The following is a 19557-nucleotide window of genomic DNA, read 5'->3' on the forward strand; positions in this document are numbered from 1 at the left end:
CCGCTCTATGCTCGCCCTCGGCAAACTGCTTGAACTGACCCTCGCCGGCCGCGAACCGGCGGAGAAGACTCAACTGACTGTCGAAGGCGTGCGCATGCGCTGGTTGAGCGAAGGTGCGCTGGAAGTCCGGCCGCCTGAGGCGCGTGACAATGGCCTGGACCTGCTGCTGTCGGCGGGGATCCACGGCAATGAAACAGCGCCGATCGAGTTGCTCGATCGCCTGTTGCACGACATTGCCCGCGGCGACTTGAAGCCGCGCGCACGTATTCTGTTCCTGTTCGGCAACCCCGAGGCGATTCGCAAGGGCGAGCGTTTCGTCGAGCAGGACGTCAATCGGCTGTTCAATGGCCGTCATGAGCAAAGCAGTGGCTCCGAAGCCTTGCGTGCTTGTGAACTGGAGCGGTTGGCGGCGAGTTTCTTCAGCCTGCCTGATCGTCAGCGCCTGCATTACGACCTGCACACGGCCATTCGCGGCTCGAAAATCGAGCAGTTCGCCTTGTACCCGTGGAAAGAAGACCGCCAGCATTCGCGCCAGGAACTGGCGCGCCTGCGCGCCGCCGGCATGGAAGCGGTGTTGCTGCAGAACAAGCCGTCCATCGTGTTCAGCGCCTACACCTATGACAAGCTCGGTGCCGAGGCTTTCACCCTGGAACTCGGCAAGGCGCGGCCATTCGGGCAGAACGCCGGGGTCAATGTCTCGCTGCTGGAGGCGCGTCTCAAGCAGATCATCGAAGGTACCGAGCCGGAATTGACTGACAAAGCACTGGACGGTTTGCAGCTGTACAGCGTGGCGCGGGAAATCATCAAGCACAGCGACAGCTTCCGCCTGAACCTGCCGGCGGACATCGAGAACTTTTCGGAGCTGGAAGTGGGTTATCTGCTGGCGGAAGACATCGCCAACACCCGCTGGATCATCGAGGAGGAGGGCGCCCGGATCATCTTCCCGAACCCCAGGGTGAAGAACGGTTTGCGTGCCGGCATCCTGGTCGTGCCGACCACCGACGAAAACCTGGCCTGAACCAATCTCAGGCATGACATAGAACCCTGTGGGAGCGAGCTTGCTCGCGATGGCGGACGACCAGTCGATATTTATGTTGACTGAACCACCGCTATCGCGAGCAAGCTCGCTCCCACAGTTGATTTGGGTGAAGCCAGAAGTATCACCCAGATCACGGGTTTTGTGCTTAGACCGCTACCGCACGCGGCTCACTACGGCGCAGGCTGCGGATCTTCATCAGCGTATCCGCACAGGTCTTCGCCGCTTCCTGGCCTTTATGCACGAAATGCTCGAAGAAGAACTTCTGGTGCTCTTCGCCGGCATGGAAGTGGTGCGGGGTCAGGGACACCGAGAACACCGGCACTTCGGTTTCCAGCTGAACCTGCATCAGGCCGCTGACCACTGACTGGGCGACGAACTCGTGACGGTAGATCCCGCCGTCCACCACCAGGGCTGCCGCGACGATGCCGGCATAACGACCGGTCTTGGCCAGCAACTTGGCGTGCAGGGGCATTTCAAAGGCACCGCCGACTTCGAAGAAATCGATGTCGGATTCCTGATAACCCTGGGCAATCATTTCGGCGACGAAACCTTTGCGGCTCTGGTCGACAATATCCTTGTGCCAGCAGGCCTGGATGAACGCAACGCGCTCGCCGTGATGGTGTTTGCTTTTGCTGTCGATTGCGGTGGGTTGCATGTTCTGACTCCTGTTTGTGTGAAAAACAGGGCGTTATGAATCGAAGGGGATCTGAGGGTACGCACGCTCGCACGAATGCCGGCGGACGGCCCTTTGTTGTCAATCCCGTTCTCTCTTCATCCGGACTATGACCGTCGGCCCCGGGATCACACCGGGTCTGCTGACCTTGCTGTCAGGCACTGCCGAAGCGGTGCTGTCACCAAGCGCTCGCGGGCTATGCGCATTGCGCGCAATTACCGCCGGTGGGGAGTTGCACCCCGCCCTGAGAACGTTTTTGCCGCCGGAATGTTTGGCGGCGTAGCGTTTTTATCACATATTTGCGCGCCATGCATGGCCAATACCGGTCACTAAACTGTGGGAGTGAGCCTGCTCGCGATGACGGCGGTACATTCAGCATCGATGTTGGCTGATCCATTGCCATCGCGAGCAAGCTCGCTCCCACATGGATCGCGCGTTCACGAAGGTTTCTTCGTTCAAGGGTTGATTAATCGGCGCCATGCCCGCAGTAATTCTTTCCTGAAAGGGATTTCCCCTGCTTACCGAGGCCGGATTCATGAGCGTTATCGATCTTCGCAGCGACACCGTCACCCAACCTTGCGCCGGCATGCTCGACGCAATGACCAAGGCCGCCACCGGCGATGACGTGTATGGCGAAGATCCGACGGTCAATCGTCTGGAAGCCGAACTTGCCCAGCGCCTGGGCTTCGCCGCCGCGCTGTTCGTGCCGACCGGCACCATGAGCAATCTGCTGGGTTTGATGGCCCACTGCGAACGCGGTGACGAGTACATCGTCGGCCAGCAGGCTCACACCTATAAGTACGAAGGTGGCGGCGCGGCGGTGCTCGGTTCGATCCAGCCGCAACCGCTGGAAGTGCAGGACGATGGTTCGCTGGACCTGGCGCAGGTCGCGGCGGCGATCAAGCCGGATGACTTCCACTTTGCCCGCACCCGCTTGCTGGCGCTGGAAAACACCATGCAGGGCAAAGTCCTGCCGCTGGAATACCTGGCCCGGGCGCGCAGTTTTACCCGCTTACACGGTTTGCAATTGCACCTGGACGGCGCACGCTTGTACAACGCGGCAGTGAAGCTGGGTGTGGATGCCCGGGAAATCACTCAATATTTCGATTCCGTCTCGGTCTGCCTGTCCAAAGGGCTGGGCGCCCCGGTGGGTTCGGTGCTGTGCGGCTCGGCCGAGCTGATCGGCAAGGCGCGGCGCCTGCGCAAAATGGTCGGTGGCGGCATGCGTCAGGCCGGGATTCTGGCGGCGGCAGGCCTGTATGCGCTGGATCACAATGTAGAACGCCTGGCCGACGACCACGCCAACGCGCTATTGCTGGCCGAAGGCCTGCGGGCGGCGGGGTTCGAAGTCGAACCGGTGCAGACCAACATGGTTTATGTGCAGATGGGCGACAAGGCCGAGGCGATCAAGGTGTTTGCCGCCGATCGCGGGATCAAGCTCAGTGCCGCCGCCCGTCTGCGCATGGTCACGCACATGGACGTCAGCCGTGGGCAAATCGAGCAAGTCGTCGCGACATTCGTCGACTTTTCTGGCAAGTGACGGCGTTAACCGTCTAAATGAGTGTTTGCAACGTACAAACACACTGTACCTAGTCACTAACGCCGATATAATGCGGCCCTTTGCCGTCGCTTCGTCTGTTGACGTTTCGAACAGGCCTTTGGCCGCAGCCTCCGTGGAAGAACCTAATGAAAAGCGCAGAAATCCGTGAAGCCTTCCTTCGCTTCTTCGAAGAGCAAGGCCACACCCGTGTAGCCTCCAGCTCTTTGATTCCGGGCAACGACCCAACCCTGCTGTTCACTAACGCGGGGATGAACCAGTTCAAGGACTGCTTCCTGGGCCAGGAAAAGCGCGCGTACACCCGCGCGGTCAGCAGCCAGAAATGCGTGCGCGCCGGCGGCAAGCACAACGACCTGGAAAACGTCGGTTATACCGCCCGTCACCACACCTTCTTCGAAATGCTGGGTAACTTCAGCTTCGGCGATTATTTCAAGCGTGATGCCATCACCTACGCCTGGAACTTCCTGACGTCCGACAAGTGGTTGAACCTGCCGAAGGAAAAGCTCTGGGTCACCGTCTACGCCAGCGATGACGAGGCGTACGACATCTGGACCAAGGACATCGGGGTTCCGGCCGAACGCATGGTGCGCATCGGCGACAACAAGGGCGCGCCGTACGCCTCCGACAACTTCTGGACCATGGGCGATACCGGCCCGTGCGGTCCTTGCACCGAGATTTTCTACGATCACGGCGCCGACATCTGGGGCGGCCCACCGGGCTCGCCGGAAGAAGACGGCGACCGCTACATCGAAATCTGGAACAACGTGTTCATGCAGTTCAACCGCACCGCCGATGGCGTGTTGCACCCGCTGCCAGCGCCGTCGGTCGACACCGGCATGGGCCTGGAGCGGATCAGTGCCGTGCTGCAGCACGTTCACTCGAACTATGAAATCGACCTGTTCCAGAGCCTGCTGAGCGCGTCGGCCAAGGCCATCGGCTGCACCAACGACGCCCAGGCTTCGCTGAAAGTGGTGGCTGACCACATCCGTTCCTGCGGCTTCCTGATCGCCGACGGTGTGCTGCCGTCCAACGAAGGCCGCGGTTACGTGCTGCGCCGGATCATCCGTCGCGCCTGCCGTCACGGTAACAAGCTGGGCGCCAAGGGCAGCTTCTTCTACCAGATCGTCGCGGCCCTGGTTGCCGAGATGGGCGAAGCTTTCCCGGAACTGAAATCCCAGCAGGCGCACATCGAGCGCGTGCTGAAGGCCGAAGAAGAGCAATTCGCCAAGACCCTGGAGCAGGGCCTGAAGATCCTCGAGCAGGATCTGGCCGAACTCAAAGGCGACGTGGTACCGGGCGACGTAGTGTTCAAGCTCTATGACACCTACGGTTTCCCGATGGACCTGACCGGCGACATCGCTCGCGAGCGCAGCCTGACCATCGACGAAGAAGGTTTCGAGCGTGAGATGGAGGCCCAGCGCGTCCGTGCCCGTTCCGCCAGTTCCTTCGGCATGGACTACAACAGCCTGGTCAAGGTTGACGTGGCCACCGAGTTCACCGGTTACATCGCTCACAGCGGTTCCGCCAAAATCGTTGCGCTGTATAAGGATGGCCAGTCGGTCGACGTATTGAGCGAAGGCGATGAGGGCGTGATCGTTCTCGACAAGACGCCGTTCTACGCCGAGTCCGGTGGCCAGGTCGGTGATTGCGGTTACCTGCAGGCGGGCAGCGCGCGTTTCGACGTGCGTGACACCACCAAGACCGGCGGTGCATTCCTGCACCACGGTATCCTGGATTCGGGCAGCCTGATCGTCGGTGCGCCGGTCGAGACCCACGTTGACGCCGAGGTGCGTCACGCCACGTCGTTGAACCACTCGGCGACGCACTTGCTGCATGCTGCATTGCGCCAGGTGCTGGGCGATCACGTTCAACAGAAAGGTTCGTTGGTCGACAGTCAGCGCTTGCGTTTTGACTTCAGTCACTTCGAAGCCATCAAGCCTGAGCAGATCAAGGCGCTGGAAGAAATCGTCAACGCCGAGATCCGCAGGAACTCCGAGGTTGAAACCGAAGAGACCGATATCGAAACCGCCAAGCAAAAAGGCGCCATGGCGCTGTTCGGCGAGAAGTACGGCGACAGTGTGCGCGTGCTGAGCATGGGCGATTTTTCCGTCGAACTGTGCGGCGGCATCCACGCCAACCGCACCGGTGACATCGGCCTGCTGAAAATCATCAGCGAAGGCGGTGTGGCATCGGGTGTGCGTCGTATTGAAGCCGTTACCGGTGCGCAAGCGCTGGCCTACTTGAACGCGGCGGAAGAACAACTCAAGGAAGCGGCCAGTCTGGTCAAGGGAAGCCGCGACAACCTGATCGACAAGCTGTCGGCTGTGCTGGAGCGCAACCGTCTGCTGGAGAAGCAACTCGAGCAGTTGCAAGCCAAGGCTGCCAGTGCCGCGGGCGACGATCTGTCGGCCCAGGCGCAGGACGTCAAGGACGTGAAAGTGCTGGCTGTGCGTCTGGACGGTCAGGATGGCAAGGCGCTGCTGGCGCTGGTCGATCAACTGAAAAACAAACTCGGCCGCGCAGTGATCCTGCTCGGCAGTGTCCATGAGGAAAAGGTCGTTCTGGTTGCAGGCGTAACCAAAGACCTGACTGGCCAACTCAAAGCCGGTGATTTGATGAAGCAAGCCGCTGCGGCAGTGGGCGGGAAGGGCGGTGGTCGTCCAGACATGGCGCAAGGCGGCGGTACCGACGCTGGCGCACTGGATGCGGCACTGGCCCTGACCGTTCCGTTTGTAGAGCAGGGTCTATAAGGCAGTACTTGCGGCCCGCAGTCTAGTGGTGGGCCGCCATACTGTTCGAGTGATTATTTGGGCGCCCTTCATGGGCAGAGGCGGCTTTGAAATGGCTTTGATCGTACAGAAATTTGGAGGCACCTCGGTCGGCACCGTCGAGAGAATCGAGCAGGTCGCCGACAAGGTTAAGAAATTCCGCGATGCCGGCGATGACCTGGTGGTTGTGCTGTCTGCAATGAGCGGCGAAACCAACCGTCTGATCGATCTGGCCAAGCAAATCAGTGGCGACGGCCAACCGGTTCCGCGCGAGCTGGACGTGATCGTTTCCACCGGTGAGCAGGTGACGATTGCCCTGTTGGCCATGGCGCTGATCAAGCGCGGCGTGCCGGCGGTGTCGTACACCGGCAACCAGGTGCGGATCCTGACGGACAGCGCGCACAATAAAGCGCGTATCTTGCAGATTGATGACCAGAAGATTCGCGGTGACCTGAAGGCGGGTCGTGTGGTGGTGGTCGCCGGTTTCCAGGGCGTCGACGAGCACGGCAACATCACCACCCTCGGTCGTGGCGGTTCCGACACCACCGGCGTGGCGCTGGCGGCAGCCCTGAAGGCTGACGAATGCCAGATCTACACCGACGTCGACGGCGTCTACACCACTGACCCGCGTGTGGTGTCCGTGGCTCAGCGCCTGGACAAGATCACCTTCGAAGAGATGCTGGAAATGGCCAGCCTCGGTTCCAAGGTGTTGCAGATCCGCGCGGTCGAGTTCGCCGGCAAGTACAACGTTCCGCTGCGCGTACTGCACAGCTTCAAGGAGGGTCCGGGCACCCTCATTACTATTGATGAAGAGGAAACCATGGAACAGCCGATCATTTCCGGTATCGCTTTCAACCGCGATGAAGCCAAGCTGACCATCCGTGGCGTGCCAGACATCCCGGGCGTTGCCTTCAAGATTCTCGGCCCGATCAGTGCCGCGAACATCGAAGTCGACATGATCGTGCAGAACGTCGCGCACGATAACACCACCGACTTCACCTTCACCGTGCACCGCAACGACTACCAGGCGGCGCAGGCCGTGCTGGAAAAGACCGCTGGCGAGCTGGGTGCCCGTGAAGTCGTGGGCGACACCAAGATCGCCAAGGTGTCGATCGTCGGCGTTGGCATGCGTTCTCACGCAGGCGTGGCCAGCCGCATGTTCGAATCCCTGGCCAAGGAAAGCATCAACATCCAGATGATCTCGACGTCGGAAATCAAAGTCTCCGTAGTGATCGAAGAGAAGTATCTGGAACTGGCTGTGCGCGCTCTGCACACGGCTTTCGAACTGGACGCACCGGCCCGCCAGGGCGAGTGATGCGTTTGCCAAAAGGCGCGGTTTGACCGCGCCTTTTGTTTTTTTGAATGGCGTGGCCCCCGAGGCTGTTCTTTTGCTCGCGCTAGTCAATACTCAGGCATGTAGGGCTGCGACCGCTCCGGTTGTGGGTCGAGTGCCTTTTTTTTGCAGACTGTTGTCCCTGAAATGTAATGCGTGAGGAGAAAGGTATGCTGATTCTGACTCGTCGGTGCGCAGAAAGCCTGATTATCGGTGATGGCGAAATCACCGTGACCGTGCTCGGCGTCAAAGGAAATCAAGTGCGCATCGGTGTTAATGCCCCCAAAGAGGTGGCGGTTCACCGGGAGGAAATTTACCTGCGTATCAAGAAAGAGAAGGACGAAGAACCAAGCCATTAATTTTTATCGTTTTTTATGTTTGCAAACGGGGAAGAAGCTGGTTAATATACGCCCCGTGTTGCGGAGAGCTGGCCGAGTGGCCGAAGGCGCTCCCCTGCTAAGGGAGTACACCTCAAAAGGGTGTCGGGGGTTCGAATCCCCCGTTCTCCGCCATTATTTGCGTAGTACGTTGTAATCTGGCTTCTTCGGTAAGTTGTTGAAATTACTAGAAAAAGTGCTTGACATAGAGATTAGACGGACTATAATGCGCGGCAACAAATGCACTCGTAGCTCAGCTGGATAGAGTACTCGGCTACGAACCGAGCGGTCACAGGTTCGAATCCTGTCGAGTGCACCATTTAAGAGTTAGTTGCAGTAATGCAAGTAACTTGGTTTCAGCCAGTTGTGGTCTGGTCTAAAAACACAAATTGCACTCGTAGCTCAGCTGGATAGAGTACTCGGCTACGAACCGAGCGGTCACAGGTTCGAATCCTGTCGAGTGCACCATACAACAGAAAGCCCGCATTTAATGCGGGCTTTTTGCCGTCCGGGATTTGGCTTTTTCTTTCGTGCATCCCCTCTCGTCGAACTCCACCTGTGCGCTGCGACCTCGCAGGGTGTCGTAACGGTAGCTCGTGGCTGAATTGCGAATACTGATCTTGTCCGGCTTGCCGAGGGCGCTTTCGACGTCTTGCTGGCTCATGCCGGCGACCACTCGCCGATTGATGATCGCTTCGCGGCGCTCCCTGGCAGTGATCAGGTTTCCACACTTGTCCTGCGCCTGACCGACCACGGTCGGCTCTTTCCTCTGGATTTTCATTCCTGGTGTTTCACGGGTTTCGGCTGGCGGCATCGGTGCCATCGTGCTGCCGGGTGTAAAGGCGCGCACGTCCTGAAGTGAAACGCTTTCTCCCGCGGCACAACTCAGTGTGGTGAAGGTAATGCGCCCATTGGCCGCCTCGCAGCGCTGAACGGTGGTGGCGAGCGCCAGGGGCAGGGGGCTGAACAGGCCGAGCAGTAACAGGAATTGTGCAGCTGATGGCATCAGGCATCCTCCATGACGTTCCTCTTCAAGGGTAGCGGCTACAATTTTCGAGAGGTGGTGTGTTTTCTTTTCAGGATACGTCGTCGCATTTTCATGGATCAGGAGATGCTCAGGTTTGTTGTGCAAGCGCTTGTTTCAGCCGAGATTTTTTAACGTTTAAAACCGTCAGGCGGTGTATCATTGCGCCCGTCAGCCCCGCCGGGGCTTGTGGAATACCTCCATGGACTTACCCAGTAGTTACTCAGCACCCCGTTTCACCAATCATGAATTGACTGATTGATCCTTCCGGCGTGCCCCGCTGCTGGGAGTGGAGTTCGCCTATGTCCGAAGTTGAAGTAAAGAAAACGCAGGAAAGCTTGCAGGATCGCCTGGCTCAGGTGGTTGAGTTGCTGCAGCGCCAGCGAGTGATAGAAGACCTGACTCACCGCCAGGAAGGCCCGCATCATGACCGGGTCGAGAACCTGGTCCACCGGCAGAACCTCGTCGAGTTGCAACGCAAGCTCGATGACCTGCACTCCGCCGACGTCGCCTACATCCTTGAAGCCTTGCCGCTGGACGATCGTCTGACGCTCTGGCAACTGGTCAAGGCCGATCGCGACGGCGACATCCTTCTCGAAGTATCCGATTCGGTTCGTGAAACCCTGATCGCCGACATGGACGATCACGAGCTCCTGGCAGCCGCCAAGGACATGGATGCCGACGAACTCGCTGACCTGGCCTCCGAGCTGCCGCGAGACGTCGTCCATGAGCTCATGGAGACCCTCGACCAGCAACAACGCGAGCGCGTGCGTTCGGCACTGTCCTACGACGAGGAGCAGGTCGGTGCGCTGATGGACTTCGAGATGGTGACCATCCGCGAGGATGTCAGCCTCGAAGTGGTCTTGCGTTATCTGCGCCGTCTCAAGGAGTTGCCAGGCCATACCGACAAACTGTTCGTGGTCGATTACGACGGTGTCCTCAAGGGCGTGTTGCCGATCAAGCGTTTGCTGGTCAACGATCCGGACAAACAGGTTTCCGAGGTGATGGCCAGCGATCCGGTGAGTTTCCACCCGGACGAAGACGCCTACGATGCGGCCCAGGCGTTCGAGCGTTACGACTTGATCTCCGCGCCTGTGGTCGACAAGAACGGCAAGCTGATCGGCCGTCTGACCATCGATGAAATGGTCGACCTGATCCGTGAAGAGAGCGAAAGCGAAGTTCTCAACATGGCGGGTCTGCGTGAAGAAGAAGACATTTTTGCGTCGGTCTGGAAGTCCCTGCGTAACCGTTGGGCCTGGCTTGCGATCAACCTGATTACCGCGTTCGTGGCTTCTCGGGTCATCGGTTTGTTTGAAGGTTCGATCGAGAAGCTCGTGGCGCTTGCGGCTTTGATGCCGATCGTGGCGGGGATCGGTGGTAACTCGGGTAACCAGACCATCACCATGATTGTTCGGGCCATGGCGCTGGACCAGGTGAGCACCGGCAATACCTCGCGCCTGATGCGCAAGGAATTGGCGGTCGCGTTGATCAACGGCGTGATATGGGGGGGAGTGATCGGTGTGGTCGCCTATCTGCTCTATCACAGTTGGTCATTGGGCGTGGTGATGACTGCCGCGATGACGCTCAACCTGTTGCTGGCGGCATTGATGGGGGTCTTGATTCCAATGACCCTGGCGAAGATGGGGCGTGACCCTGCGATGGGTGCCAGTGTGATGATTACTGCCGTGACCGACAGCGGAGGCTTTTTCATCTTCCTGGGGCTGGCGACGATCTTCCTGCTCTAAAGTCCGCTTCACTAAAACCCGCCGTCCGGCGTAATGCTGTGTAGGCGCGAGCTTGCTCGCGATGGTCGTTAACGATAACGCGTATTTACTGGCTAAACGCGGCGTTCTTGAGTCCATCGCGAGCAAGCTCGCTCCTACAGGGACCACAGCATTACGCCGTCAGGCGGGTTTTTTTGTGCCCGGATTTCAGGCAAAAAAAAGCCAGCGATCAGGCTGGCTTGAGCTTCTGGCTGAATCAGGACGCGTCGGCGGCCATTTCAGCGTCATGGGCGATCAGCGAAACCAGGGCGTTCTGCTGTCGGTGGGAGAGTTGGCGGAAGCGCTGCAGCAGCTCGCGTTCGTGCAAGGAAAGCTCCGGGCTGTCCAGGCGCATGCTCAGCTCTTCTCCCAGTGCACCTTCCTGAATAAGACTTTGCTCAAGGCGCGCGATGATTTCGGAGTTCATGCTGCGATGATGATTGCGAGCCACCTCGGCAATGCGTTCACGCATTCCGTCTGGCAGACGTACGACGAACTTGTCAGCCGTACGGCTGGAATAAATTGCCTGTTTCAATGGGCGCATATATTTAACCGGTTAGTTCAGGGGAGCGGTTTTCGGGATTGGCCGCAGGATGTCTGGTAGGACAAGCGCTCTGACCAAATGTTCAACCTGAATTGATAGAGGCGCGCATCATGCCCCAAACAAGCCAGATCCTTGGCGTCAATTCTGTGACAAATATTGAACTGTATAAAGGCGTTCTGCCAGCACCAATTATCAGAAATGCGAATTGGTTTGAAAAGTTCGACCGGGCCGTATTGTCTAACGCGTCTGCACCCGACGAAAGAATTCTGACGGGCCGCAAAAGCGGACTCGATCACTGCTCCTTGCCTTTACAGGATAGTGGCAAATGGCCGATTTACTAGGGAGCGTCGTCTGGAGGGTGGGAGTTCAGGATGGATGGCAGGCCTTAGCGGCGGATCTGCCATACCTGGATTAACGCAGCACCGGATCGAACTTGATCTTGCGTCCGGCAATCAGTGCGAGCACGAACAGAGCGCTGAATGCACCACAGGCAATCAGGGGGAGGGTGACGACCATGTCCTGGGTCAATGACAGATGAAAAATGCCGCTCAACAAGGCGAGGATGAAAAAGCTCACGGCTGATTTGGACATGCTGTGCTCCTGGTGAGGGTCATTCAAAAGACCAAGCGCTCGGCAGACGGAGCCGGCACCAGGATGGTTTCCTGGCTGACCTCCTGACTGACAAAGCCGAACTGGCCGCTCATCACGGCCAATTGCGGTGCTTTCTGCAGTTGAAGGTAATGTGGCATTCGCTGGGCAACCTGCGTAGCACCGCTCTCGTGGGTAAAATGAAAACCCGGCAAAACCGTCAGAGCGATTGCACTCGAGAGTAAAAGGGCGCTGTTCATGAGCGGCCTCCGTTGTTCTGTGAGAACAGCTGAAGCAGCTCGCATGCCAGAGTCTATCGACAATTAAATTCTTTAAAAACAACGAATTAGGATATTTTTGCGAAAGCCGGATCTTGCATTTTGCAATGATGGCTTTTTGCGGCAATGCAATTTGCACGGTAAACAAGTCCGCACCTTGCCGAGGCGTCTGCCTACACTTAAAAAGCCCAACGGACGACATGACAAAAGCCGGCCCGGCCGTTAACATGCACGCCGTCCATCGCGCCGCGTTTCTTCGCGGCCGACTTGTGTCCCAGTAGCTCAATTGGATAGAGCATCCCCCTCCTAAGGGGAAGGCTGGCAGTTCGAACCTGCCCTGGGACACCATATTATTCAAGCCCTCCAGCGATTAAGGCTCTTAGCATCAGCACCTCATGGGTGCATGGTGGGTGCATTAGTAGACTTCTTTCGATTTCCTGCTGCTTGCTATGGAGGGTGAAATGCACAAGATATTCAGCGATATTCACGCCGAACTGAAGCTGATTGAGGGGACACTGGAGTCATCAATTCCAGCTAATGTGCCCTTAGGGCAAGCTGTCGGACACTGGGGTGTGGCTGGGATCAGCCGATCCAATCTTGTTGGATGGGTTTCATCCATTGGCGAGAAACTTTCTGCGGCCAATCCAGAAGACCCTGCAAGTAATCTTACTGAGCTGACTGAGTTCGTCGCGGCGCTGCAATGGACCCGTGCGAATACCATGCCTCAGATCGTATCGACGAACGGTGCCTCCGCTTTACCTGCCTTTACTATTACGCTTGAAGCGCTAGAGCGGGTTCTGCTTCCGTTTGTTGAGCCAAGTAGCAAGCAGGCGCTAGAGAACAGCAAAGCTCTCAGGAAAGCAGCCACTCAGATCCGCGGGATGGAAAGCAGGCTCAGGGATCTGTCACCTAAAGTTGCATCAGTGCAGACCATGGTTGAGGGGATTGAGCGTGCTTACGAGGCGGCTGACCAACTGCCCGCTGACCTCGAAATTCTCAATGAAGCTCGATTGCGAATCGACACCATGACTTTGGAGGCGGAGAAAGACAGAGGTCAGATACTTGCTGCCAAAGAGGCTGTAGAGGCTGCTAATGCTAACTTATCTGAAATCTCCAAAGAGGCGTCTGCGATTTTGACGCAGTGCGAATCCGTTTACTCGTCTGCTACAAGCGTTGGGTTGGCGGCAGCGTTTAGCGAGCGCTCTAAGAATTTAGATAAATCAATGTGGTTATGGGTTTTTGGTCTGATGACCGCGCTGATTGCCGGAGGAGTATTTGGAACCGGCCAGCTTTCAAATCTTTCCGCTTTGCTTACTCAGCCAGGTGGCGCGTCCACTCCGTTGATAGGTCTCAATATCACTCTGGCAACTCTGTCTATCGGCGCACCTGTATGGTTTGCATGGCTCGCGACAAAGCAGGTAGGCCAGCGCTTTAGACTGTCCGAAGACTATGCCTTTAAGGCATCGATCTCTCGTGCCTATGAAGGCTATCGACGAGAAGCGGTAAGGATTGATCCTCAGCTGGAGGTCAAACTTTTGCAGTCGGCGCTTGATCGACTAGATGAGCAGCCTTTGCGGCTGGTTGAGTCGGCAAGCTATGGAAGTCCTTGGCATGAGCTGCTTTCTTCGCAGGTAATGAAAGATGCGATGAAAGCCGTCCCTAATTTTACGAATCAGGTGGCCGGCTTTGCAGGCGAATCACTGAGTAAACTGAAAACCAAAAGAGAAACCACTGCGGCGAATTCTGCAACGCCTGTTGTTCCGCCCGGTGAAGAGAAAGCTTAATTTGTGATGGTGTCCCTAATGCGCAACACCGTGGTAGTTGAGCAACTGGCGTGCCGGGCTGTTGCTCGAATGCCGAGACCTGCGCCAAGCAGTTCATTGACGCGCTTGTGAAGATCGGCGTCGACAGGCCGGCCCTGGTATTTTCCGGCCGCCTTTGCCTTCTCAATACCCTGAGCCTGGCGCTCGCGCCGTTGTTCGTAATCCTTGCGGGCAATGGCGGCCATCATTTCCACCAGCATTGAGTTGATCGCGCCCAGCATCCTGCCAGTGAACTCGTCGCCCTTGGTGTCCTGCATTCCCTGGTGACTGGTCGGCAGATCGAGCGCAACGATACGCAGACCCTTGGAGTCGATCGCGGTCTTCAGCTTTTGCCAGTCTTCCACCGGCAAGCGGGAAAGGCGGTCTATCGATTCCACCAGCAGCACGTCACCTTTCCGCGCATCCTTGAGCAGGCGCAGCAATTCGGGCCGGTCGGCCGCAGCGCCGCTGGCATTCTCCAAATACACGCTGGCGATGACCTTGTTGTGATCGCTGGCGAACTGCTCAAGGGATTCGCGGGCGCGACCAGCGTCCTGCTCTTCGGTCGATGCTCGTAGGTATGCGCGGATGAACATGATGGGTGCCTGTATCAGTTAGGGTGTTCTCCTAACACTGTTTCACTTTGGGTGTTACTTATCAAGCGAAAAGGCTGAAAAAGGCAAAATCTGCTCGTATCTGGATAGGCATACCTATAACTGACGTATTTGCATGATTGTGTCTGTGATGTCTTGAGCATTCCGGTCCAGCGTATCCATGGCCGCACATATGGCGTGCTGGTTGTACAAGAGCAGTGTAAGTGCGTCCGTGGTGGCCATATTGGCTGCAGCGTTATTCGGCGCTGCGTTATGTCGAGGCCGCCGAGCCGTTTGGCGATTGGGCGCGTTGAGCAGGCTTGGTTGGCGGAGGGCCGAAGGGCTCGTTTGTCCAGCGACGCGGTATCTGCCGCGTCGCCGGACACTTGGTTAGAAGTTAGTGCGTTGATAGCGGATCAAGTGGAAGCTCAACTCGCCGTCACCATCGAACATTGATTCCTCCAGGGGGTTGGCCCCTCCGTTGGAGGTTGGATCGAACGCCCGCCCACTGGCCTGCAAGGTTGGCGCTGCCTGAAGCTGCTCGGACAGCCCTTGGACGCGCAGGATCTGCCCTTCGCGGATGGCTTTCTTCAGCAACTTCAGCGGCTGGCGTTCCACCAGTATGAGCAAGGCTGATTCAATATTGCAGTACAGCGTCTTCTTGTCCCCATCGCTTTGAATCACGCGCCGACCGATCATATGGGCACTGTGGAAGACTGTCTGTTCGATACAGTTCATCGACAGGCTCAGATCAACGCTGGCGTCGTCGGCCGGCAGATCAATGCGCATGGCGTACTGCACACCGAACGTAGCGTGCTCGTAGCGAATGAAATCCCCCTTGTGCACCCGTTCCAGCACTTCTATGGCAAGGTCTGGATTGTCGGTCTGCAGGGTAAGGAGCGTTTCATTGGGCTCGGGCTTGATCTCCACCCGCAATTGGCATTCCAGGGTGAAGCGGCAGGCGGGGTTGATGAATAACAGGTCACCCCAACCGTGCAGGGGCGCGGTGACCCAGCCGGCGGCCACCGCGCCGTCCAGCAATCCGTTGCACAGCACCTGGTGATAGTCGGCGTAATCCCAATCCTGATATTGAGCAGATTTGGGCTCGATCAGCATCTTGATCTGCAGCAACTGGCCACCGAGCAGGATAACTTGAGAGCGGTTACTGTCTTCGCCCGGGAACTGGATGTACTGCCGACGCAACGGCGGGTGCATCACCGGTTCGGCGCAGGGCACACCGAAGACCAGGTAGGCGTGGCCCTGGTAGAGGAACGGAATGAATTCCTCGCCCTCGTCATTGTAGTGACGCTCCTGCGACCACCCTTTCAGACACTGGGCAAACCACCGAGCATGCTGTTGCATTCGCGCACAGTCGGGAATCAGCGGTTCCACGAAGTCTGGCAGATCGTCCCACTCGTCTCCACGTTGATACTCGAACAGGTAGTCTCGGCTCGCTTGATACCACGGAGCGACCTCCCACATGATTTTGAGGTCGTCGCCAAAGGGCTCTGCAGTCACTGGCTCGACGGTGATCTCTGCATCAAAGGCAAATAACCGCGGCCAGAAAATCCGGGTTCCCAACAGCAGCAGATTCGCCCCGTTAACACAGACTCGACTTTGAATCACTGCCAGTGGGTCAGGCCCCATGTCGGTGGGTAGCCACTCACTTGGCGTGATGGCCTGCAACACATCCTGCAGCGCCACCGGATTGCCCGGTACCGCGAAGACTTGTCGCAGCGCTTCGCAGAGCGAAGGCAGGTTGTGGTTGGTGATGATCAGTTGGCTGACCGAGGCGGCCAACGAACTTAGGTGCTTGGCCAGATATGCTGTTGCGCTCGGGGACTCGGGCAATTCGGCCAGTTGCAGCGAACCTTGAAGATGCGGCTCCTGATCGAGTCGGGTACACAGATCCGCCCAATTGGCACAGCCATAGGGGCCGCGCGCTAAAACGTATTTGGCAGTGGTCAGGTCGATATCGAACAAATTACGCAGGCGCTTGGCCTGCACTTTGATGGTTTCGCGGCGTGTAGTCGGTACCATAAGTTTCTCCGTTGCTCCCAAGGAGCGACATCGGAGACGCCCACCCGCCATCCCCAATGCCCGGAAGAGGCTTAGGTCAAGAGATTGCTGTGATGATCATGGTTCGATCCGGTTAGCTGCGGCCGGTGAGGCCTCAAGGGGTGGGCAGCCCGTCGACCATGTAGCGACGTGTGGCCAAACTAGCGCAAAGTGATTTGCGACGCAAACTATTGGAATCACGCGAAAAATCTTGACCGTGAATGGCCATGAGCGATTTGCAGACCAGTTTCCCATCTGCAGAGCCTCCGCTACCTTAATTGACGCGTTGCAAGAGTAGTGTCGAACATCGGTGTAGGCGAAGCTTTGTGAGATAGGTATCTAGAAAAAGGCCAAGCGCTTTATGGCGCTGTCACGAGCTTGAGCTGGTTGGTATCACCGACCACAATTTTTCTGGAAGGTCCGCTTCTGGCCGCTCTCTGCCGCTCGTCTCTTGTGCGTGCATTGCTCAACCGGACGCAAGCAGTGGTCACCTCGAATGCATTGCCTGGTCAGTAGCAATGCAATTGGTGGTCATGTGCGATGCAATTGGTGGTCATGTGCGATGCAATTACGCGACAAGTAGCTGATGCTGACGGGCGGCCCATCTTGCGCCGTGACCACCACCAGCGACCCACTTCACGCGGTGCTTTGGACATAAAGCCTAATCTTTCCCAGATGCCCCACAGGCCTCTGGGGCATTTCCCGACGTCAAGTAACTTGCGTGAATCAAGAAATTTCGAGGTACGCCTTCCTTATGATTGTGTTCCCAGAATTAGGTAATTCGGCGGTTTTTTGTTGGATTGCAACTCTTCCCCTGTCATCTTTTCACTGCCTACATGGAGGGGATGGTTTTGGCTAATGACCGCTTCAGAAAGCTGCGAGCACCCACATTGCCTAGATAGGCCGAGAAGAATCAGCCTTTTGCTATGCTTGCGTAGTGGTTAGCTCAGGAGCCCGTCAATGCTTACTCTTCAATTGCCATCCGATCTTGAAGAACGCCTTCAAAAGCTCGCTCAAGCTACTGGCAGGTCCACAGCCTTTTACGTCACTCAAGCTATTGCGTTGCATCTCGACGATATTGAAGATTTGAGTATCGCAGAGCGACGCCTGGCTGATATTCGGGCTGGTAGTTCAGAGACAATACCTTTGGAGCAGGTGCTAACGAATAGGCGCAGGCGATAACGCATGGCTTCTGGCAGCTTTGCTGCAAAGGCGGTAATCGAGAAGTCAGCAGTCATTCGACAAGTGTTCTGATCAGGCGTAATTTGAAATCGTTGCGAAGAGCAGGTTTGAATTCCTAACGCCAGCTGAGTGGGGCTGGTATCGGCGTCAGAAGGTACCTCTAGCAACCCCCCTAAACCCCGGCCTTGCTGGGGTTTTGCGTTTCTGGCGTTACACTCTGCCGCACTGTTCGAAATGATAGCGTTGATGGCCCCCGCCTTTTTTTGGACAACAACGCCCATCGCCGCGTGTTTGAAAGCAATGCACTTCCCACCGATGAGACTCCCGCGTCTGGTTGCGTTTACGCCCGCTGGGGTGTGCCCGTAACCATTACGTGAGCCGGAATATCGGACATTCGATCTTCGATCTGAGAGGTCAAACTGTAGTCTCAATCAAATGGCCGGAGGGCCAATCATGAGCGATGCTCAGCAAGTACAGGCAGAAATCCTAGCGTTGTCGGTCGCTGTGTTGAAGGCGCGCGCCACAGTAGTTGAAGCGGGTGGGTATGATGAATCTATCGACCAGCTCCGATTCGCTTTTGCCGATGCAGGGGGCGATATTTGTGCATTCCAAAAACGAGTTCTGGACGATCTGGAAGTTAGGCGCAAGGTTGCTCAACTGGCACGGAAAGTCGAAAGCGAGACTGCTCACCGTCTGCTTAACGATGAGGTTGCGATGGCTGAGAGGGTTTACTCCCGGGAGCTCGATGCCGAGGCGGCGCGCCTTGAACTTCAGTGCAAGGTGGCTAGTTCTGAGTACCAGCGCAAATTCGCCGTTTTAATTAAAACCGGTTTGACAGAGTCGCAGGTATTGGTTGCGATCGGACCTGAGCCAGATGTTCGGGCGCTGGCTTTGCGAGCGCAGGAGTTGCGGCAAAACGCTGAAGGTCGCCGTCAAGCCATTCGCGAGACAACCCAAATGTTAGCCCGTATCGAAGCCTTGCCGCACCGTATAGCTGCGGGGCACTCAGCTTAATGGCAATTCGGATTGATCCCCAAGCTGTGAGTACGTTGGCAGCTCAGTTGGGTAGGAGGCTTAAGCTTGCCAGGGCAGCGGCAGGAATGACTCTTGATGATGCTAGGAAAGCTTTAAGTCAGCGGAATCTTGGACAGGTCTGCCAACATGAAAAAGGCCGCCGCTTGCCTGGCACCCTTCAGATTCTGCGGTATGCCAGCCTGTATGGTGTGAGTGCAGATTTTCTGCTCGGATTGACGGGTGTGCCAACACGCCGACCGACGCCTGAGAATGTTCCCAGCGCGGCAATCGCTGGCGCTGTTCAGAGGGGCATGACCGAGTCACTTGAGTCGCTAACACACCTTACGGCGAACCGCGTTGGCGTATTGATGGTCGGCTTCGGTCAAGATAGGGTTGGGCTGCGCAAGGCACTCGAAATCGCTAGGCAAGCCAGCGAAACCCTTGCTCGCATTCGAGCGCGACATCCCCAATTTGATGACCGCATTTGTGGTGGTGCAAAGCTGATCTCTTTGCTGGGTCAACTCTCGACAGTTGCGGTTGAGTTTGGTGCCCGCGAAAGGCGTGAACGTCTTGAGCTGGGGGATATCGAAAAGGCTGTTCTCAGTCCGATGCGATTTGGGCTCTGTGATTGACCTGCTCATGCTCACGCTGAGAATTCAGTGTTTTGGACATAAAACCTAATGTTTCTCAGTAAGCGAGATGAGGGGCTGATTGATCGTTACAACCTGGAAGTGACCAATACGCGTAACGGCAAGGTCGAGCAGGTCTCCATCAAGCTCAGTCAACTTGCCTCGCCACTGAGCATGAAGAGATACCTTCTACGCAGATGCATGTTCTACAGATCCACGCGGAAAGAGCACAGGCAGATGCTCTCAGAGCTGTCCGACCCTCAACCAGGATCAAACTGAAGCTCAGCCTTAAACGTCGAAAGTTGCGAAACTCCAGCGCGGGGCTGGCTTCACA

The 19557-nt window shown here is 57.1% G+C and carries 17 protein-coding genes, 4 tRNA genes and 1 riboswitch; of the genes, 14 read left to right on the plus strand and 7 right to left on the minus strand.

Going from position 1 to position 19557, the window contains the following annotated elements; all coding sequences use genetic code 11:
• The first annotated feature begins 7 nt into the window (after positions 1-7).
• Positions 8-1018, plus strand: a complete 1011-nt coding sequence (gene astE, locus ACM6IK_RS16550; RefSeq protein WP_218427272.1) for a succinylglutamate desuccinylase — start codon at positions 8-10, stop codon at positions 1016-1018.
• 166 nt (positions 1019-1184) lie between these two features.
• On the opposite strand, the gene ACM6IK_RS16555 is transcribed toward astE, so the two are convergent.
• A complete protein-coding gene (locus ACM6IK_RS16555) occupies positions 1185-1694 on the minus strand; it encodes a 6,7-dimethyl-8-ribityllumazine synthase (protein ID WP_218427274.1) in 510 nt (169 codons plus the stop codon).
• A gap of 103 nt (positions 1695-1797) precedes the next feature.
• Positions 1798-1968, minus strand: a riboswitch (FMN riboswitch).
• A 279-nt stretch (positions 1969-2247) separates the two neighbouring features.
• Between ACM6IK_RS16555 and ltaE the strand changes: the two genes are divergently transcribed.
• From ltaE to ACM6IK_RS16590, 7 genes are all read left to right on the plus strand, one after another.
• The gene (gene ltaE, locus ACM6IK_RS16560) at positions 2248-3252 is read left to right on the plus strand and encodes a low-specificity L-threonine aldolase (RefSeq protein ID WP_414875176.1); all 1005 of its coding nucleotides are present in this window, start codon (positions 2248-2250) and stop codon (positions 3250-3252) included.
• Between the two features lie 146 nt (positions 3253-3398).
• Positions 3399-6020, plus strand: a complete 2622-nt coding sequence (alaS, locus tag ACM6IK_RS16565; RefSeq protein WP_414875177.1) for an alanine--tRNA ligase — start codon at positions 3399-3401, stop codon at positions 6018-6020.
• A 91-nt stretch (positions 6021-6111) separates the two neighbouring features.
• A complete protein-coding gene (locus ACM6IK_RS16570; protein ID WP_007971040.1) occupies positions 6112-7353 on the plus strand; it encodes an aspartate kinase in 1242 nt (413 codons plus the stop codon).
• A 188-nt stretch (positions 7354-7541) separates the two neighbouring features.
• Positions 7542-7730: a carbon storage regulator CsrA gene (gene csrA, locus ACM6IK_RS16575; protein ID WP_002554426.1), complete on the plus strand. Its 189-nt coding sequence runs from the start codon at positions 7542-7544 to the stop codon at positions 7728-7730.
• Between the two features lie 62 nt (positions 7731-7792).
• Positions 7793-7883: transfer RNA gene (locus ACM6IK_RS16580), tRNA-Ser, on the plus strand.
• 107 nt (positions 7884-7990) lie between these two features.
• Positions 7991-8067, plus strand: a tRNA-Arg gene (locus ACM6IK_RS16585).
• Positions 8068-8139: 72 nt separating this feature from the next.
• Positions 8140-8216, plus strand: a tRNA-Arg gene (locus ACM6IK_RS16590).
• Positions 8217-8235: 19 nt separating this feature from the next.
• On the opposite strand, the gene ACM6IK_RS16595 is transcribed toward ACM6IK_RS16590, so the two are convergent.
• Positions 8236-8754, minus strand: a complete 519-nt coding sequence (locus tag ACM6IK_RS16595; RefSeq protein ID WP_414875265.1) for a cell envelope protein SmpA — start codon at positions 8752-8754, stop codon at positions 8236-8238.
• Positions 8755-9074: 320 nt separating this feature from the next.
• Here ACM6IK_RS16595 and mgtE point away from each other — a divergent pair, with 320 nt between their 5' ends.
• Complete coding sequence (gene mgtE / locus ACM6IK_RS16600) at positions 9075-10517, plus strand: magnesium transporter (protein ID WP_414875178.1); 1443 nt, start codon at positions 9075-9077, stop codon at positions 10515-10517.
• A gap of 235 nt (positions 10518-10752) precedes the next feature.
• Here the strand turns inward: mgtE and ACM6IK_RS16605 are convergent, their stop codons facing one another.
• From ACM6IK_RS16605 to ACM6IK_RS16615, 3 genes are all read right to left on the minus strand, one after another.
• On the minus strand, positions 10753-11079 hold the full coding sequence (locus ACM6IK_RS16605) for an Arc family DNA-binding protein (RefSeq protein ID WP_003178899.1): 327 nt from the start codon (positions 11077-11079) through the stop codon (positions 10753-10755).
• A 411-nt stretch (positions 11080-11490) separates the two neighbouring features.
• A complete protein-coding gene (locus tag ACM6IK_RS16610; RefSeq protein ID WP_414875179.1) occupies positions 11491-11670 on the minus strand; it encodes a PA3371 family protein in 180 nt (59 codons plus the stop codon).
• A gap of 23 nt (positions 11671-11693) precedes the next feature.
• Positions 11694-11927, minus strand: coding sequence for a hypothetical protein (locus tag ACM6IK_RS16615; protein WP_414875180.1), 234 nt, complete (start codon positions 11925-11927; stop codon positions 11694-11696).
• A gap of 289 nt (positions 11928-12216) precedes the next feature.
• On the opposite strand from ACM6IK_RS16615, the gene ACM6IK_RS16620 reads away from it, so the two are divergent.
• Both ACM6IK_RS16620 and ACM6IK_RS16625 read left to right on the plus strand, forming a co-directional pair.
• Positions 12217-12293, plus strand: a tRNA-Arg gene (locus ACM6IK_RS16620).
• A 113-nt stretch (positions 12294-12406) separates the two neighbouring features.
• Positions 12407-13729, plus strand: coding sequence for a hypothetical protein (locus ACM6IK_RS16625; RefSeq protein ID WP_414875181.1), 1323 nt, complete (start codon positions 12407-12409; stop codon positions 13727-13729).
• On the opposite strand, the gene ACM6IK_RS16630 is transcribed toward ACM6IK_RS16625, so the two are convergent.
• Together ACM6IK_RS16630 and ACM6IK_RS16635 are read right to left on the minus strand one after the other, a co-directional pair.
• On the minus strand, positions 13726-14343 hold the full coding sequence (locus ACM6IK_RS16630) for a recombinase family protein (RefSeq protein WP_414875182.1): 618 nt from the start codon (positions 14341-14343) through the stop codon (positions 13726-13728). The genes ACM6IK_RS16625 and ACM6IK_RS16630 overlap by 4 nt on opposite strands.
• A 387-nt stretch (positions 14344-14730) precedes the next feature.
• Positions 14731-16347: a hypothetical protein gene (locus ACM6IK_RS16635; RefSeq protein ID WP_414875183.1), complete on the minus strand. Its 1617-nt coding sequence runs from the start codon at positions 16345-16347 to the stop codon at positions 14731-14733.
• A 1011-nt stretch (positions 16348-17358) separates the two neighbouring features.
• On the opposite strand from ACM6IK_RS16635, the gene ACM6IK_RS16640 reads away from it, so the two are divergent.
• From ACM6IK_RS16640 to ACM6IK_RS16650, 3 genes are all read left to right on the plus strand, one after another.
• A complete protein-coding gene (locus tag ACM6IK_RS16640) occupies positions 17359-17580 on the plus strand; it encodes a TraY domain-containing protein (protein ID WP_414875184.1) in 222 nt (73 codons plus the stop codon).
• 453 nt (positions 17581-18033) lie between these two features.
• Complete coding sequence (locus ACM6IK_RS16645; protein ID WP_414875185.1) at positions 18034-18594, plus strand: hypothetical protein; 561 nt, start codon at positions 18034-18036, stop codon at positions 18592-18594.
• Positions 18595-18680: 86 nt separating this feature from the next.
• The gene (locus tag ACM6IK_RS16650) at positions 18681-19226 is read left to right on the plus strand and encodes a hypothetical protein (protein WP_414875186.1); all 546 of its coding nucleotides are present in this window, start codon (positions 18681-18683) and stop codon (positions 19224-19226) included.
• Positions 19227-19557 lie beyond the last annotated feature (331 nt).

The organism is Pseudomonas sp. IT-196MI5, from assembly GCF_949767415.1.
In the GTDB taxonomy this organism is placed as follows: domain Bacteria; phylum Pseudomonadota; class Gammaproteobacteria; order Pseudomonadales; family Pseudomonadaceae; genus Aquipseudomonas.